Source organism: Peribacillus sp. GL_122, assembly GCF_057835005.1.
In genome coordinates, this window is sequence record NZ_CM174415.1 from 536,267 (window position 1) to 552,495 (window position 16,229).

The following is a 16,229-nucleotide window of genomic DNA, read 5'->3' on the forward strand; positions in this document are numbered from 1 at the left end:
AGGGAAGGCAATGTTGAAAAGATTAATTAAAATTCTCAGCTACAGAAAGCAATTCGTCAGTTTGCTAGTCGGCGTGCCGAGTTATGATACTTATGTGGCACATATGAGAATGCATCATCCTGAAGATCCTGTGAAAACCAGGAAAGAATTTTTCTGTGAAGCCCAGGATGAGCGGTATAACGCAAAGGGTGGGAAAGTGTCTCGTTGCTGTTAATGATATTTTTTTTAAAAGGGTCCTCAATAGGAGGCCCTTTTTTTAATGGGATTTTTTTAGAACGGGACATAAGTAGAGGGGGAATGTAATGGGAATGGAGTCGTGAAAGTGGTGAAAAGTATTTTCAAAACGAAAAAAACCATAGTTTCTGATTCTTTATTCATATTGATGTTATATAACCTTACATATTTTTATGGAAAATAAAAATTAAGTTGAATTTTTAGAAAATTAAGTATATGATAAAAAACATAACATTTAAGTGTTAATAAACATAACATATACAAAAATAAGGGGGAAAAAACAGTATGCAAATGGCGGATTCGGTATTCATGTTTTTGGCGACGATGATGGTTTGGCTAATGACACCAGGGATTGCCCTATTTTATGGAGGGATGGTAAAAAGTAAAAATGTCCTGAATACGGCAATGCATAGTTATATGCCACTGGCTGTCATTTCGATTCTTTGGGTGCTGATTGGATATTCATTATCATTTTCACCTGGTAATACATTTCTGGGCGGTCTTGACTGGGTTGGTTTAAAGGATGTAGGTTTTGCACCAGGACCATACAGCGAAACAATTCCTCATAGTTTGTTCATGTTATTCCAAATGACTTTTGCCGTGTTAACAGTCTCGATCATTGCAGGTGGCATTGCCGAGCGGATGAAGTTTTCAGCATTCCTGATTTTCACGATCCTTTGGTCCTTATTCGTATACGCTCCCGTTGCACACTGGGTATGGGGAGGCGGTTGGTTAGCGGAACTGGGTGCACTTGACTTTGCAGGTGGCAACGTCGTTCACATTTCTTCAGGGGTTGCGGGTCTGGTTTTAGCGATCATGTTAGGTAAAAGGAAAGAGTCGGGTGACAGTGCACCGCATAATCTTCCTTTAACATTCCTCGGCGGTTCATTAATTTGGTTCGGTTGGTATGGCTTCAACGTCGGGAGTGCACTGACAATCAATGAAGTGGCGATGAATGTATTTGTTAATACAGCTGTTGCAGCAGCTGCTGGTATCATTGGCTGGCTGATCGTTGAGTATATGGCTAATAAAAAGGCAACATTGCTGGGTGCAGTATCAGGAGCTATTTCTGGATTGGTAGCTATTACACCTGCTTGCGGATTCGTAACGCCTGCATCATCAATGATTATCGGGGTCGTCGGCGGTGCCGTTTGTTTCTGGGGCGTTTTCTTCCTGAAGAATAAACTGGGTTACGACGATGCACTTGATGCTTTCGGATTACATGGGATCGGTGGGACATGGGGTGGCATCGCTACAGGTTTGTTCGCGACCACTTCTGTAAACGACAGCGGTGCAAATGGTTTATTCTATGGCGATTTCAACTTGTTGTGGAAGCAGCTTGTAGCGATCGTCGCGACATATATTTTCGTTGCCGTGGTCACTTATATCGTTGCGAAAGTCATTAACCTTCTCGTGCCTTTGCGTGTCAGTGAAGAAGATGAGTCAATGGGGCTCGATCTTACACTTCATGGAGAAAAAGCTTATCACGAATCAATTTAAAGGGGGGGGCTCATATGTCCGAAGTTTTAACGAAAATAGAAATCATTACACGTCCTATCAAGTTTGAACAATTTAAAGCGGAACTTGCAAAAATTGGGGTAAGCGGAATGACAGTATCGGAAGTAAAAGGAACGGGTCTTCAGAAAAGTTATGTGGAAACATATAGAGGAAGAAATCGTGAAATGTCATTGCATGACCGAATGAAAATCGAAATCGTTGTGTGTGAGGTGCCAGTTCAGGACGTTGTGGATGTAGCAAGGAAATTCTTGAGTACCGGTAAGCCTGGTGACGGTAAAATCTTCACGTATGAATTGGCGAATGTTGTGAATATCCGGACCGGAAAAGAAGGTCATGATGCGTTAAAGAATGACATCTGATGCTGTGATTAATTCGGCGAATGTGCCGGATACAGTAGATTAAGGAAAGGGAGCTGAAAATGGGGAGACTGGTCCGAATTGTTAATGCGAAAAAACAGAAGATCGTTAATACGCTCATTTCAGAGGATGTATATCAACCTGATGACCGACCCTTTTTATTGGAATTGCCACTGAAAAACTTAGAAGAGATATTATCCCTTCGAATAAAATCCTCGTTTCAAAATCCCCGTTTTAAAAAATAACCTTTCGGCCGCTATCCAATATAGGGAGAGCGGCTTCTTTATGCGTTTGATGCCCAACCTCGGCTGTGGAGTTTAAATGTTAGTCATAAGGAAACTTTTTTCTAGAATCCCCCATGGAAATCGGGGAGCTTTCCAACTATAATGAATAAGGATATAAATTTAAATACGATTTTTTTGCTTTTTTTGACGTTTTTCGCTTAGTTACTTCCATTTTTCTTTATTTTACGAAATGTGAATTCAAAAAAATGTAAGTTTTCCAGAAAACGATGAATTATTTCATGAATGCCCTGTTTAATAATAGGGAAATTATTAATATGTTCTTTTAAGAGGTGAAAGGAAATGGATCAATTTACGGTAGAATCCGTTTTGAATATCATCAGGGAGTTTGTACCGAAGGATGCTTCAATTTCTGTGGCTGATTCAGAAAAATACATTTATTATCAACCGAGCAAACAAGTTGACTTAAGAATAAAACCGGGTGATTTATTCAGTGAAAAAACGGCGACATATAAAGCGCTGAGTGTTCGTAAAAAAATAGGGGTGCAAGTTGAAAGTAATGTATTTGGCGTACCTTACTATGGGCTGAGTGTTCCTATCATGGACGAGGGCAATCCTTTAGGGGCGGTAACGGCCATCTTGCCGTCAAAGCCATTAATTTTACCGACATCATTCTTGACCATTAAAACAGATGACCGCTGGATACCGCTTCCATATGATGAAATTATGTATTTGGAAGCTCAAAATAGGAAAACTAAGATTCAGTCCGAACGTGTGAGTGGATTTCATAAAATGAATTTAAGTGAATTGGAATTCATTTTACCTAGTGATTTATTCATTCGTGTGCATCGTTCGTACATCGTCAATATCAATTATATACAAGAAATCCTTCCCGATTTTCATTCTACATTTTTATTGATAATGAAAGACAACTCCAAAATCCAGGTCAGTCAAACATATGCAAGTCAATTTAGAAGGGCTTTGGGGTTTTAGTGATTCTCCTTTGTGTAAAAAAAATGCTGGTTTATGCTCTATTTAAGGCTTTTCATTCGAAATCGAATGTGATGATTACACAGGATTGGTAAAATTAAGTGTAAGAAAAGCGAAAAATGGGGGTCTTTTGTATGAACGAAAGCGTTTTCAAAAAAATTCGCAACGAACAATTTAAGGGGAAAGTAGTTACAGCGGAAGAAGCAGCTTCATGGATTAAAGATGGGATGAAACTCGGTATGAGTGGATTTACCCGTGCTGGAGACGCTAAAGTTATTCCGATGGCTCTAGTTGAAAGAGCTAAATCAGAAAAATTCAAAGTTGACGTATATACAGGTGCCTCATTAGGACCGGAAGTCGACCAACATATGGCGGAAGCAGGTATCATAAACAAACGTTTGCCGTTCCAAGCGGATAAAGGTATTCGCAATAAAATTAATGCTGATGAAGTCACTTATGTGGATCAGCATTTATCTCATACAGCTGAACAAGTTCGTCAAGGCATTGTCGGACCTATAGATTTTGCAATCATCGAAGCATTGGCGATTACGGAAGATGGATTAATCATTCCGACAACTTCTGTAGGAAACTCAGCCATATTCGTTCAAGAAGCTAAACATGTAATCATTGAATTGAACGTGTCCCATCCAGAAGGATTGGAAGGGATGCATGATATATATACACCAGCTAAACAAGGGGAACGCGAACCGATTCCTATGACTAAAGCAAGTGATCGCCTTGGTTCGATCGGTATTGCGGTTGATCCTGAAAAAGTAATGGGAATCGTAGTTTCCACAGATCTTGATGCACCTTCTACAATCGTGCCGCCGGATGAAGAAACTGCAACAATCGCCAACCACCTTATTAACTTCCTTCGTGAAGAAATCAAGGCTGGCCGTTTAACTGAAAGCCTTGCTCCGCTTCAGTCGGGTGTAGGTTCAGTTGCAAATGCAGTATTCGCTGGCTTCCTTGATTCTGAATTTAAAGATTTGGAAGTTTATTCAGAAGTGCTGCAAGATGCGGTATTTGATTTGATCGATGCTGGAAAAGTTAAATTCGCTTCAGGGTGTTCGATTACATTAGCTGAAGAAAAAGGTAAACAAGTTTACAGTGAGCTTGAAAAATACCGTGATAAACTAGTTCTTCGTCCACAAGAAATATCTAACCATCCTGAAATCATCCGTCGCCTTGGCTTGATTTCAATCAATACAGCGTTAGAGTGTGATATCTATGGTAATGTGAACTCGACACATGTTTCTGGGACAAGAATGATGAATGGAATCGGTGGATCAGGAGATTTTGCCCGTAACTCACGCCTAGGCATTTTCGTAACGAAATCATATGCAAAAGGCGGCAAAATTTCTAGTATCGTTCCTTTCGTTTCACATGTGGATCATACTGAACATGATGTGGATGTATTAGTGACAGAGCAAGGGATTGCTGATTTACGTGGTTTGGCACCAAAAGAGCGCGTAGAGTTAATCATAGAAAACTGTGCGCATCCTGACTACCGTCCACAACTTCGTGCATACTTCACTGAAGCTGTTGCGCAAACTGGTGGGCATCAAACTCCACACATTCTTGAAAAAGCATTTTCATGGCATACAAACCTAGCTAAAAATGGTACGATGCTTGAAGCAGTACTACAAGATCAAAAATAAGACACAAAACCACCCCGCCAATACAGCGGGGTTTTTTTTATTTGGGTCCGTGTCCCTTATTGGTGAAAACAAACCCATGAACCTTTCGGCACCACTGGAAATAGAATATTTTAAAATGAAGCTTAACCATTAAAAAGATAGGGAACTGTATCTTTTGGCTTTTTCTTTTATTTTTGTATATAATTATTCATTCAAGTTATGGAAATATGGTAAACTGCTAACAATGAGAGATTATCATACATAGGATTTTTCGTATTTATGATGTTGTATCCTTAGAAATAGGGAGTTAAATAGAATGGTTATAGTGGAGGAGATAATTTGTTCAAGACAAAATTACATTTTTGGACGTTAGAGTTATTACTATTGTCTTTACTTTTTTATGTTGGTACAAAGATTTCTTTTCTTTTTGAACCGATAGTCATCTTTACATCTACATTGTTCTTTCCAATCTTGATTTCAGGTTTTCTCTACTTTTTGTTCAACCCCACTGTTGAATTCCTGGTTAAAAGAAGAGTGCCTAGGGGATTGTCGATATTATTGCTATATGTATTTTTCCTGGGATTGATTAGTTTGTTGGTCGGTCTGGTTGGCCCGTCACTGTCCAAACAGGTTACGGATTTAATCAATAACCTCCCGGAATATTTCAATGAAACAAGGAAGTTTATTGAAGATTCAGCTGATTCAAAATGGTTTTTGTGGACGATGGAACAAGACTATGTTTCCCTGAAAGAAGTGGGCGACTCGCTTCAGAAATATTTGACTGATTTACCTAGTAATATTACGAACAGTTTATCTTCCGTTTTCAGCGTAGTGACGAATATTACTTTAGTGGTCGTAACGGTTCCTTTCATTCTATTTTATATGTTGAAGGATGGGGATAAACTTCCGGCCGCCATTATGAAATTCGTTCCGGTTCGCTATAGAAAACCAGCTTTAACAGTACTTCAGGAAACTGGAGGGACGCTTACTACATACATACAAGGGCAGATGCTTGTTTGCATGTTTGTCGGGATCGGAACGTTCATCGGGTATGTAATCATTGGTTTGCCTTACGCGTTCTTATTCGCGCTGATTGGTGCTGTAACCAATATCATTCCATATGTAGGTCCGTTTATCGGAGCCGCTCCTGCTGTCATTGTGGCATTGATTCATTCACCGACCGAGGCGTTATTGGTCATTCTGGTTGTAACGGTCATTCAGCAATTGGATGGTAATTTCATTTCACCGTTAGTCATCGGGAAAAAATTGAACACACATCCGCTTACCATCATCATCTTATTGCTCGTGGCCGGAAACATTGCCGGTATCATCGGTATGATTTTGGCCGTTCCGACTTATTCCGTTGTTAAAACGATTGTATTGAATATCGTAAAATTCATCAGGATCCGAAAAGAGGAAAAGCTTGAAGAAGATATATTGGAATGAAAAAACGGGCCCGACTCAATTAAGTCGGGCTCGTTTTCTTAGTGAAGGAGCAAAAGCGCCTAAATAGGTTACAAACCTAAGGAAATATATTTTACTTCCAGGAATTCTTCGATGCCTTGATGTCCACCCTCACGGCCAAGCCCGCTTTGCTTGAATCCGCCAAATGGAGCTTGCGGAACGGAAGGAAGTCCATCGTTCAAGCCAACAATACCGAATTCAAGTGCCTCGGTGAATTTGATGCCCTTGGTGATATTTTCAGTGAAGACGTAAGCTGCCAAACCGAAGATGGAGTCATTCGCCCTCTTGATTGCCTCTTCATCAGTCTTAAAGGAGGCGATAGGGGCTAGAGGACCGAATGTTTCTTCCTTCATGCAGAGCATGCTGTCATCAATGTTGGATAGTACGGTTGGTTCAAGAAAAAGGCCGCTTATTGATTTACCGCCAGCTTCGAGCTTAGCGCCGCTGCTGATTGCTTCATCAATTTGTTTTTGAACCTTATCAACTGCATTTTGATCGATAAGCGGACCGATATCGACGCCATCCTCCAGTCCATTTCCTACCTTTAGTTCTTTGACCTTGGCAACGAGCTTTTTGATGAAGGCTTCTTGAATGGCTTCGTGGACATAAATGCGATTTGAACAGACGCATGTTTGTCCTGCGTTACGGAATTTTGAGCTGATGATGCCATCAACCGCTTTATTAAGGTCGGCATCCTCAAGAACGATGGCGGGTGCGTGACCCCCGAGTTCAAGCGAGATTTTCTTTACCGTGTCAGCTGAGCCCCTCATAAGGGTTTTACCGACTTCTGTAGAACCGGTGAACGTCAATTTACGAACCCTTGTATCTTGAAGCCAAGTTTCGCCGATTTCTGATGATTTTCCTGTCACGACATTGATGACTCCTTTTGGAATACCAGCTTCTTCAGCTAATTCAGCCATTTTTAGAGCTGTTATGGGAGTCAGGTTTGCCGGTTTAATGACGACTGTGCAGCCGACTGCAAGCGCTGGTGCAACTTTTCTTGTAATCATGGCTGCAGGAAAGTTCCAAGGCGTAATGACAGCTACAACTCCGACAGGCTGTTTTGTCACGAAAAGCCGCTTATTGGATACGGAAGCAGGAATCGTTTCGCCGTACACCCGTTTTCCTTCTTCGGCAAACCAAGATAAAAAGCCATTTGCATATGTCATTTCACCAAGAGCCTCTTTAAGGGGCTTACCTTGCTCTTCAGTCATGATTTTGGCTAGTTCTTCTTTATTATCATCAATCAACCGATGCCATTTCCAAATTAGTTCAGCACGTTCGTAGACTGATAGTACAGCCCAGCCCGTAAAGGCTTCATATGCGGCATCTGCAGCCTTCGCCGCTTCAGTTGCACCGCCTTTAGGAACGGTTGCAACTACTTCATCCGTTGCCGGGTTTCTCACTTCAATTTTATCCAATCCAAAATCCGACCACTCACCGTTAATAAATAATCCGTAATCCTTCATGATAAAACCTCCTAATTTGGTTAAATCCATCAAACTACTAAAACTTTTAACTATATACTTTTACCTGTTACATAAAAGTATAAACACTTTTATGTGATTCTGAAATTTATTTGATTGGCTATTTATAGAAAATCGGCTATTCATTGATAGAAAGGGAGCAAGACATAAAAAAAAGAGGTGCAAGTTACACACCTCTTCATTCAAGATTCGATTATTTTTCCGATGAGACGGCCACTTCACCCATATCGCCTGAGATGGCTTGATTTGGATTGAATTCACCTTCCGATTTAGAAATGACCACTGTAGCAACACTGTTACCGATTAGATTAGTGATGGCACGTGCTTCAGACATGAAGCGGTCGACTCCCAGCAGTAATGCCATTCCTTCAACTGGAATCATTGGGAAGGCAGCTAATGTTGCAGCAAGTGTAATGAAACCGGATCCCGTTACACCGGCAGCTCCTTTGGATGTTAACATCAGGATTCCTAGAAGGGTCAATTCCTGCCAGATGCTTAAGTCGACACCATAAGCTTGGGCGATGAAAATCGCTGCCATGGATAAGTAGATGGATGTGCCATCAAGGTTGAAAGAATAACCAGTTGGGACAACTAAACCGACTACCGATTTTGAACAACCGTATTTTTCGAGTTTTTTCATTACGCTTGGTAGAGCTGATTCCGACGAAGATGTTCCTAAAACTAAGAGGATTTCTTCTTTTAAATAGGCTATGAACTTGAAAATATTAAAGCCGTAGATTTTGGCGATCGAGCCAAGGATAAGAATGATGAATAGTGCCATTGTAATATATACGCTACCCATTAATTGTCCTAAAGAGCTTAGAGAACCAAGGCCGAACTTACCGATTGTATAAGCCATTGCTCCAAAAGCCGCCAATGGAGATACTTTCATGATCATACCGACGATGCCGAAGAAAATATCGGCAATATGCTGAAAGAAAGATACGACTGGCTGCACTCTCGGTCCCATTGCCGCCATTGATAATCCGAATAATACGGCAAAGAATAGAATAGGGAGTAAGTCTCCGCCAGCCAGTGCGGCAACGGCATTATCAGGAATGATATTAGAAATGAAAGCAACGGCGCCATGTTCCGTTTCGGAAGCGGCTGTTGTATATTGTGATACATCTCCGCCCTCGACTGAATCGATGTTAAAGCCTTTACCAGGTCCCAGCAGATTGACTACGATGATTCCGATGGCAAGTGCGAAAGTGGTAACGATTTCAAAATAGAGCAGGGCCTTTCCGCCGATGCGGCCAACCTTTTTCATATCACCCATACCGCCAATTCCGATTACGACGGTTAAGAAGATGATTGGTGCAATGACCATTTTAATCATTTTAATAAATAAATCAGCTAATATCTTCAGCTGTTCACCGAAAGCAGGGAAGAAGAAACCGACTGTTATACCCAGAATGATACCGATGATGACCTGAACTGTTAGATTTTTTAATATTTTCAAGGTGCATTCTCCTTTGTTATATGATAGCGCTTTCTTAACTTGGTTATAGTGTAACAGAATGAAGAATCAGAATATTCTTTTGGTGATATTGTTTTCTTTTTGTTCTTTTTGGTCTTGGGATTTTTAATAACTGAAGGGTGGAAGAGGAATTAAAGTGTCCATTAGGGCCATGATAGATTAATAAACTGCAATAAAAAAATACCGGTGGGGCGCCGGTATTGGGAAAAATCAATTTTCGAATGGTTTTATGAGTGCATAAAGGGTTCCGATCACAGGAAGTCTCAAACCGGCCTTGTCGGCAAGGCGCAGTGCACCGCCCTGTAAATGTTCCACTTCTAGGGTAAGGCCCTTCCGGCGGTCCTGGTGCATGGAAGAGGTGGATTCATCAGGTAAACCTGCCATGTTTTCCAACGCCTGTGCAATATTCTCCACAGTAATTCCGACGCCATAAGCATTTGCGAGCTCCTTCATTTCAACAAGGACCTTTTCCAGCAATCCATTGGTTTCAGGGAATCTCCGTATCGTGCCGATAGGGAGGTTGGAGGCAGTTGTCACACCGGAGAAAGCGGTGATGAACATGTATTTGATCCACATCCTGATCAATATGTTTTCCGTTCTGCCAGCCTTCATGATAGCTGATCCGGCCGCCTGTTCGAATTCATCACAAATCTCTTTTTGTGATGGATGGAGCGGGCCGTAGATTAAATCGTGATTATCATTGGAGTGAATGACATGACCTTTTTCATCGAGAGTGGCGATGATGAAGGCACTTCCTCCCAAGACGGCTTCATCGCCCAGTTCTTCCTGTAAAATGGATACATGTTCCAATCCATTCAAGAGCGGGAGGACCTTTGCACCCTTTTCAACAAGGACCTTTAAATCTGTAAGGGTGCCCTGCAGATGCTGACCTTTTACGGCGAGAATCACAAGGTCGACCTTTTCAATATCATTTACGTTCTGTGTGATATGAAGGTCGTTAAATTGGTAGTTTCCATGTGGGCTGGTTATGCTGATGCCATTTTCTTTCAATTGTTTGGCGCGGTTTTTTCGGACAAGGTATTGAACATGCTGCCCCGCCTGCTGCAACCTGCCTCCAAAGTAGGAGCCGAGTGCCCCGGCCCCTATAATGACAATATTCAATGTGCACACCTCTCTTTTGATTAAGATGTACTAATCATAACATTGACTGAAATTTCAGTAAATAATTCCGTTTGAAGGTAATCTGGTTGTTTAGGTGTTTGTAAGAATGGGAAAAACAAAAGACCAGCCTGAATTAGGTTTCAGACTGGCGCTTATCATTATTTATAAATTTTTACTTTAACGGTTTTTCTGCCCCAATTGATAGCTTTGGAGTGAGAAGAGTAGAAGACGTCAATTTTATTCCCTTTGATTGCGCCGCCTTTATCTGCAGCAATGGCATCCCCGTATCCTTCTACATGAACTTTTGTTCCTAGTGGAATGACCTTAGGGTCGACTGAGATGGCTTTTGCGTTAGGGTTTTTCTTTAAGTTAAGACCTGATGCTGTAATACCGCTGCAACCTTTGCAGTTCGCAGTGTAAGCTGTTGCCTTCACGGTGATCGTTTTATATTTCTTGGATGATGATGTTTTAGCTGTAGCTTTAGGTTTAGCAGAAGTCGATGTTTTCTTGACCTTTAAAACTTGTTTTGGATGGATGTTATCTTTTTTCAGGTTGTTCCAACTTTTGAGTTGATTGACTGTTATATTATGTTTATTGGCGATACCCCATAGTGTGTCGCCGCTTTTAACTTTGTATGTAGTAGTAGCAGCCGATGAAACTCCGGAAAAACTAAATACCAGGAAGAAAGCAGTGAAAAGTGGAAGTAGTATTTTTTTCAAAATGAATAGTCTCCTTTGTTTTAAATCGTAGACTTAGAATAACAGGTATTTATGACAACAATGTTTCGCTGGAATAGTAATTGTGTTACAAAAAGGTTTCCCTTGATAAATAAATGTAATATAAACTAGGACAAAAGGACTTATCTATTAATTGTAAATATATTATTTTTTATGTCAGTATAAGCGTATTTTTGGTAAATAGTGTTGGTGTTATGGCGTATACTGTTTAATGAGGTAGAATATGGATATGCATTCCCTGAATTAAAAGTCCTGTATATTTTGTAAAAAACCAACGCAATAATGAACAATTGAGTGCCATTTATTTTAGTAGGAAAGGATATTCGGAGCATGAAAAAAGCCGGTATCTATGTGATGCCGGCTTAAACTGTAGGCAAACTCGATGAAAATCGAGTTTGTCTACAGTTTTTTTGAGAGTATGTAAAAATTCGAACGTTGATTTCCATTCCAGGCACTCGCTTTCCGCGGGCGGTCCGGGAGCCTCCTCGGCGCTTTTGCGCCTGTGGGGTCTCCCTTGAACGCGCTTTTCCCGCAGGAGTCTCGCAACCTTCCGTTCCAATCAACTGTGTTTTATAATTGAATTCCTTTTGTCTACAAACTGATCCGACATCTATGTGATGCCGGCTTTTTTCATGATTTGGATTAATTTAAAACAAATTCAGAAGCGAAATCGACTAGCATTTTTTGATAGACTGCTACTGATTCAAGGTTGACGCATTCCCTATCTCCATGCCAGTTCTCACCTTTTGGACCGAATTCAATGGCTGGGATATCATATGCCGCAAAAAACACGGTATCTGCGGAGCCGTGCTGCCCAAAAATGACAGCGTCCTGCTTTGTGTTCCTTTCGATAATCGGGCGGAGCAGAGTGATGAATGGGTCTGACTCTTCGGTTTTTACAGGTTTACTATACATATTAAGGTGGACATTATTTCCTGTCACACTTTCGATCTGAGCAATGATATCTTCCATTGTTTGCGTAGGAAGATAACGTATATCAAGACTTAGCAAACAGGCATCCGGTACCTTATTATAAACATCCCCGCCTTTTATTTTTGCTAGGTTAAGTGATGGGGAAGAGTAAAGGGGAGTATGATCCCGGGTGAAAGGAAGTTCCTTTATTTTTTGATAGAGATCATAGGCCTTTTCAATTGCATTCACGCCTTCCCATGGACGGCTTCCATGGGCGGATTTGCCGGATACTTCAATATCGAGACGAAGGGCACCCTTTGCCTGGAGTCCGATTCCCAATTGCGTAGGTTCAGCACAGATTACAAAGTCCCCTCTATAACCATGTTTCGCTAAATATCCGGAACAGTTCAACCCGCCAATCTCTTCATCCGATACGATCTGTAGCTGGATTTTCAAACCTAAGTCCTTATCTTTCAGTTCGGTAAATGCACACATCATCCCTGCAACTCCCGCTTTCATATCGGCTGTCCCGCGTCCATATAAGTTTCCCTCATGAACCTCAGGGAAAAATTGATCCGGCGTTCCGCTGACAACATCGACATGGCCATTCCAAATTACGGTTTTATCTCCGCTGCCAATCTCGCTAACAAGCATTTTATAACCGTTATTTACGATCACATTCACGGTAAGCCCTTGTTTTTTAAGCCAGTCCGCACAGTAATCAACTGCTTGGTTAGCTCCTGCTTTCGCTGAACTGTCAATAGATACTAAATCTTTAAGTAAATCGATGAGCAAAAAGAAAACCCCCTAAAAATGTGCATACTATTATTATATATACCCTTTCTAAGTAAGGGTTAACTCAAAAATATTTTCCTGTTAAATAACGTTTAGCCTTTTCATCCCCTGGGGTATGTAAAGGGGGAGCGACAATTTACATTCTTTAAGGAGGATGATAGATATGGATAAACGTATAATTGGTGTATATGAAACTGGAGAAGAAGCCATAAAGGCTGTTGAATCATTACAGGCCCAAGGGTATGATCGTGAAGATATTTCGGTGGTAGCTAAAGATAAAGAAGAATTAAATACAGTGAATGAAGAAACGGGTACAAAAGTTGAAGAGGGGCTCGCAGCTGGTGCGGCGACCGGAGGTATTTTGGGCGGTGCTGCCGGATTATTAGCTGGTGTGGGTGCGCTGGCTATTCCGGGAATCGGACCGGTACTGGCAGCTGGGCCGCTTGCTGCAACATTAGCCGGAGCGGCAGTAGGTGCTGGTACAGGAGGATTGGCCGGTACATTAATCGGTATGGGCATACCTGAAGACGAAGCTAATCGTTATGAAGCGGATGTAAAGAGTGGCAAGCTGCTTGTGTTAGTCGATTCGGATGCGAGAAAAACCAGTTCTTCTTACTCAGGAATAACTGAAACCGATGAAACGCTAACGAACAGTAGAAGAACTCTATAAATCGTAAGGTAAAAAAGGACGGATCCCTTAGGACCCGTCCCTTTTTTTGATTAGAATGTGAATTTCTTTATTTCTTTGTGCATTTCCTGGGATAGGGCATCCAATTCACTAGGCAGGGCATTTAATTGTTCCATGGAAGCATTCGTTTGTTCTACGGAAGCTGATACTTCTTCAGTTCCTGCCGCAGTTTCCTGACTGATCGAATTTAATCTTTCTGCATTGCTCTCCATTAGTGTGACCTCGTTTACCATATCGTTCATCATCTTTTTTATTTCGTCGAAATTGCTGAATGTGTTCGCGATAATGGATGCAATCATGATCAAAGCTAAAAAAGGAATCAAAATTTGTTTTTTTAGCGAATTAAAATACCAGTCTGTCAGTCTTTTCATTTGGACAATTCTCCTTATATTCCTCAAAATAATTTAGGTTCTCTAAGATATTTCGGTCTGCTTTGTCTTTTTTAAAGTTTAAGTTAGAAAATTCCCAATATTAATTTTGACATGAGTGGGGGATATAGAGGATAAAAAAAGAGCTGACTGCCATGGTCAACTCTTTCATTCATTGATTGCTATTCGACTTGGATATTTTTTGTCCTGCCCATATACCATGTGTAAAACTCGTCTGCATATTCAACGGTTACATCTTGGAGCTTTGTATGGTGTACAGGCTTGGAGCGGTTGATCGTTTCAATTGTGGCAAGACCGAAAAGCTTTTGCAACTTCGAACGTTCCACCTCAATTTGAATGACCTTGCTTCTTTTGGTAATGAATAGTGATGTTTCCAAACTTCCGGATTTGAACTGAATGAACTCATCATTTAACAAGTAACGGCTATTTTTGTAATCCATTATTCTCAATGAATAAATGAGGACGAGTAAAATCAGCGAGATATACCATAGGGAGGGTTTGAAATAATAGATCGCCAATGTTGTGAGAATCCAGAAAAAGCTGGGCCGCAGCATTCGGATTTTGAAGGCCTGTTTCGATAGCGGCTTCATTGACCGTTCCACTTTGTAAGCGGGTAAAATCTCTTCTACCATCCCATATGCCCGTTCAATCGATAAAAAAGGATAGAGTGTATTCGTTTCCAGCTCTTCATCGCCCGTATTTCCTGCACTTACCAGTTTCACTTCTGCCAAGCCTAGCAATCTTTTAATGATTGATTGGGTGATTTCTACAGCTTGTACTTTTTCTTTCTGAATGGAAAAAGCGGATTCATCCAGTACACCTTTCTTTATATATATGCGCTCGTGATCGGATGAAATTTCATATTTTCCATATTTGACGAATGTGGAAACGATTCCGAAGGCAACTGCGACACATATGAGGCCTGCAAGAACGATGGTTATGATCCACCACGTATCCAATAACTTGGCAAGAAACCCTTCGGCATTCTCCAAATTGATAAAATCATCGAGTGTATTATATAACGTAGCCAATATTGGGATAAGAGCAAGGAAGCTGAGTGATGTAAAGGAAGCTTTCAGCACATCTTGTTTGGTTGGTGTGAAATGGATCGTTTTTCCATGGGTTGGTTCTGCTATTCGTTCTTCGGGAATATCCACTTCGATAACCGGAATTTCCTGTTTTGAAGCATATTCCCCCTCAAGCCGTTCGGCCTCTCTTCGGGAAATCACCTCAAAAGGTACGGTACCCTGATCACCAGTCATCCCCGTTTCGAATGTTAAAGAGGTTAAACTGAAAATTTTATGAAATAACGTCGTGCGTTGCTGAACATTCTGTACCTTATGAAGCGGGACCGTTCGATACGATTTCGAGATAAGCCCTGAAGTAATATATATGGTTCCTTCTTTGATTTGGTATTTATACGTATACCATTTTAGGATGATGGAAATGACTTTCCAAATCAGATAAACTAGAAAACCGATTTGGAGTACCTTCATATACGTCTTTTCAGAACCGAAATTCAGGACATAAAGCATGATGATGAAAAACGCATTTCCTTTCAGCAATTTCCAAAACTCGAAAGGGATTTTGAAAGGGTGTAATCGTTTTGTATGTTCTTCCATCATTAATCCACTTCCTTAATTTTTGCGAAATGGGCAATTTTATCTCGTAATTCATATGCTTCTTTCTCGGGGATGGCAGGTATGTCATGAGAGTCCCCCATTGTTCCGATGCTAAGGGAATAAAGGTTATATTTTCGCAAAAACGGTCCTTGGTTCAATTCGACGGATTGGACCTTCGTCATCGGAATGAGTTCATGCGTTTCACTCCAGGCTCCATGTTTTGTTTGAATGAATTCTTCGTTCACGTCGTAACGCCAATACTTTTGCAATAAGATCGGTTCAATGAAGATGGACCAGATTGCATGAAAAAAAGATAATACGATAAGTCCGTTTAAAATCCATCCAATCCATTCTTTCCAAGTGAAATAATCATCAACAAATAATAGGATGCCAAGGACGGCGAGGATAATGAGATTGGTAATGGCTTCAGTAATCCGCCAAACCTTCACTGATTCTTTGGAAATTTTCTTGGTTGGTGGCTGTATCTTTGAATACATATATTCACTCCTTACTATGTCTTTATACTTATACGGATTAACCGACAAGAAAGTTT

At 40.9% G+C, this 16,229-nt stretch carries 15 protein-coding genes; 7 read left to right on the top strand and 8 right to left on the bottom strand.

All coding sequences use genetic code 11. The features are described from left to right. Positions 1-10: 10 nt before the first annotated feature. The 6 genes from AC3ISB_RS02605 to AC3ISB_RS02630 all read left to right on the top strand — a co-directional run bounded on the left by AC3ISB_RS02605 (position 11) and on the right by AC3ISB_RS02630 (position 6,426). On the top strand, positions 11-214 hold the full coding sequence (locus AC3ISB_RS02605; RefSeq protein ID WP_098370450.1) for a YbdD/YjiX family protein: 204 nt from the start codon (positions 11-13) through the stop codon (positions 212-214). Positions 215-519: 305 nt separating this feature from the next. Further along, positions 520-1,734 carry an ammonium transporter gene (locus AC3ISB_RS02610; RefSeq protein ID WP_144550419.1) on the top strand — a complete coding sequence of 405 codons (1,215 nt, stop codon included), beginning with the start codon at positions 520-522 and terminating at the stop codon, positions 1,732-1,734. Between the two features lie 14 nt (positions 1,735-1,748). Then, on the top strand, positions 1,749-2,111 hold the full coding sequence (locus AC3ISB_RS02615) for a P-II family nitrogen regulator (RefSeq protein ID WP_098370452.1): 363 nt from the start codon (positions 1,749-1,751) through the stop codon (positions 2,109-2,111). Positions 2,112-2,692: 581 nt separating this feature from the next. Then, positions 2,693-3,343: a LytTR family DNA-binding domain-containing protein gene (locus AC3ISB_RS02620; RefSeq protein ID WP_098370453.1), complete on the top strand. Its 651-nt coding sequence runs from the start codon at positions 2,693-2,695 to the stop codon at positions 3,341-3,343. Between the two features lie 131 nt (positions 3,344-3,474). Further along, positions 3,475-5,001: a succinyl-CoA:acetate CoA-transferase ScpC gene (gene scpC / locus AC3ISB_RS02625; protein ID WP_141992690.1), complete on the top strand. Its 1,527-nt coding sequence runs from the start codon at positions 3,475-3,477 to the stop codon at positions 4,999-5,001. 318 nt (positions 5,002-5,319) lie between these two features. After that, complete coding sequence (locus AC3ISB_RS02630) at positions 5,320-6,426, top strand: AI-2E family transporter (protein ID WP_489275478.1); 1,107 nt, start codon at positions 5,320-5,322, stop codon at positions 6,424-6,426. A gap of 68 nt (positions 6,427-6,494) precedes the next feature. On the opposite strand, the gene AC3ISB_RS02635 is transcribed toward AC3ISB_RS02630, so the two are convergent. From AC3ISB_RS02635 to AC3ISB_RS02655, 5 genes are all read right to left on the bottom strand, one after another. Then, on the bottom strand, positions 6,495-7,913 hold the full coding sequence (locus AC3ISB_RS02635; RefSeq protein WP_489275479.1) for an NAD-dependent succinate-semialdehyde dehydrogenase: 1,419 nt from the start codon (positions 7,911-7,913) through the stop codon (positions 6,495-6,497). Between the two features lie 211 nt (positions 7,914-8,124). Continuing rightward, the gene (locus AC3ISB_RS02640; protein WP_144527881.1) at positions 8,125-9,393 is read right to left on the bottom strand and encodes a dicarboxylate/amino acid:cation symporter; all 1,269 of its coding nucleotides are present in this window, start codon (positions 9,391-9,393) and stop codon (positions 8,125-8,127) included. A gap of 228 nt (positions 9,394-9,621) precedes the next feature. Then, positions 9,622-10,542 carry a ketopantoate reductase family protein gene (locus AC3ISB_RS02645; RefSeq protein WP_377412539.1) on the bottom strand — a complete coding sequence of 307 codons (921 nt, stop codon included), beginning with the start codon at positions 10,540-10,542 and terminating at the stop codon, positions 9,622-9,624. 149 nt (positions 10,543-10,691) lie between these two features. Then, positions 10,692-11,252: a 3D domain-containing protein gene (locus AC3ISB_RS02650; protein WP_098370458.1), complete on the bottom strand. Its 561-nt coding sequence runs from the start codon at positions 11,250-11,252 to the stop codon at positions 10,692-10,694. Between the two features lie 660 nt (positions 11,253-11,912). Continuing rightward, entirely contained in the window at positions 11,913-12,977 is a 1,065-nt protein-coding gene (locus tag AC3ISB_RS02655) for a M20 family metallopeptidase (protein WP_489275482.1), read from the bottom strand. A 163-nt stretch (positions 12,978-13,140) separates the two neighbouring features. Here AC3ISB_RS02655 and AC3ISB_RS02660 point away from each other — a divergent pair, with 163 nt between their 5' ends. Beyond that, the gene (locus AC3ISB_RS02660) at positions 13,141-13,647 is read left to right on the top strand and encodes a general stress protein (RefSeq protein WP_098370460.1); all 507 of its coding nucleotides are present in this window, start codon (positions 13,141-13,143) and stop codon (positions 13,645-13,647) included. 50 nt (positions 13,648-13,697) lie between these two features. Here AC3ISB_RS02660 and AC3ISB_RS02665 read toward each other — a convergent pair whose 3' ends face one another. From AC3ISB_RS02665 to AC3ISB_RS02675, 3 genes are all read right to left on the bottom strand, one after another. Next, on the bottom strand, positions 13,698-14,036 hold the full coding sequence (locus AC3ISB_RS02665) for a hypothetical protein (protein ID WP_489275483.1): 339 nt from the start codon (positions 14,034-14,036) through the stop codon (positions 13,698-13,700). A 179-nt stretch (positions 14,037-14,215) separates the two neighbouring features. Then, positions 14,216-15,679: a PH domain-containing protein gene (locus AC3ISB_RS02670; RefSeq protein WP_489275484.1), complete on the bottom strand. Its 1,464-nt coding sequence runs from the start codon at positions 15,677-15,679 to the stop codon at positions 14,216-14,218. Then, on the bottom strand, positions 15,679-16,173 hold the full coding sequence (locus tag AC3ISB_RS02675) for a PH domain-containing protein (RefSeq protein ID WP_098370463.1): 495 nt from the start codon (positions 16,171-16,173) through the stop codon (positions 15,679-15,681). The genes AC3ISB_RS02670 and AC3ISB_RS02675 overlap by 1 nt, the downstream gene beginning before the upstream one ends. Positions 16,174-16,229 lie beyond the last annotated feature (56 nt).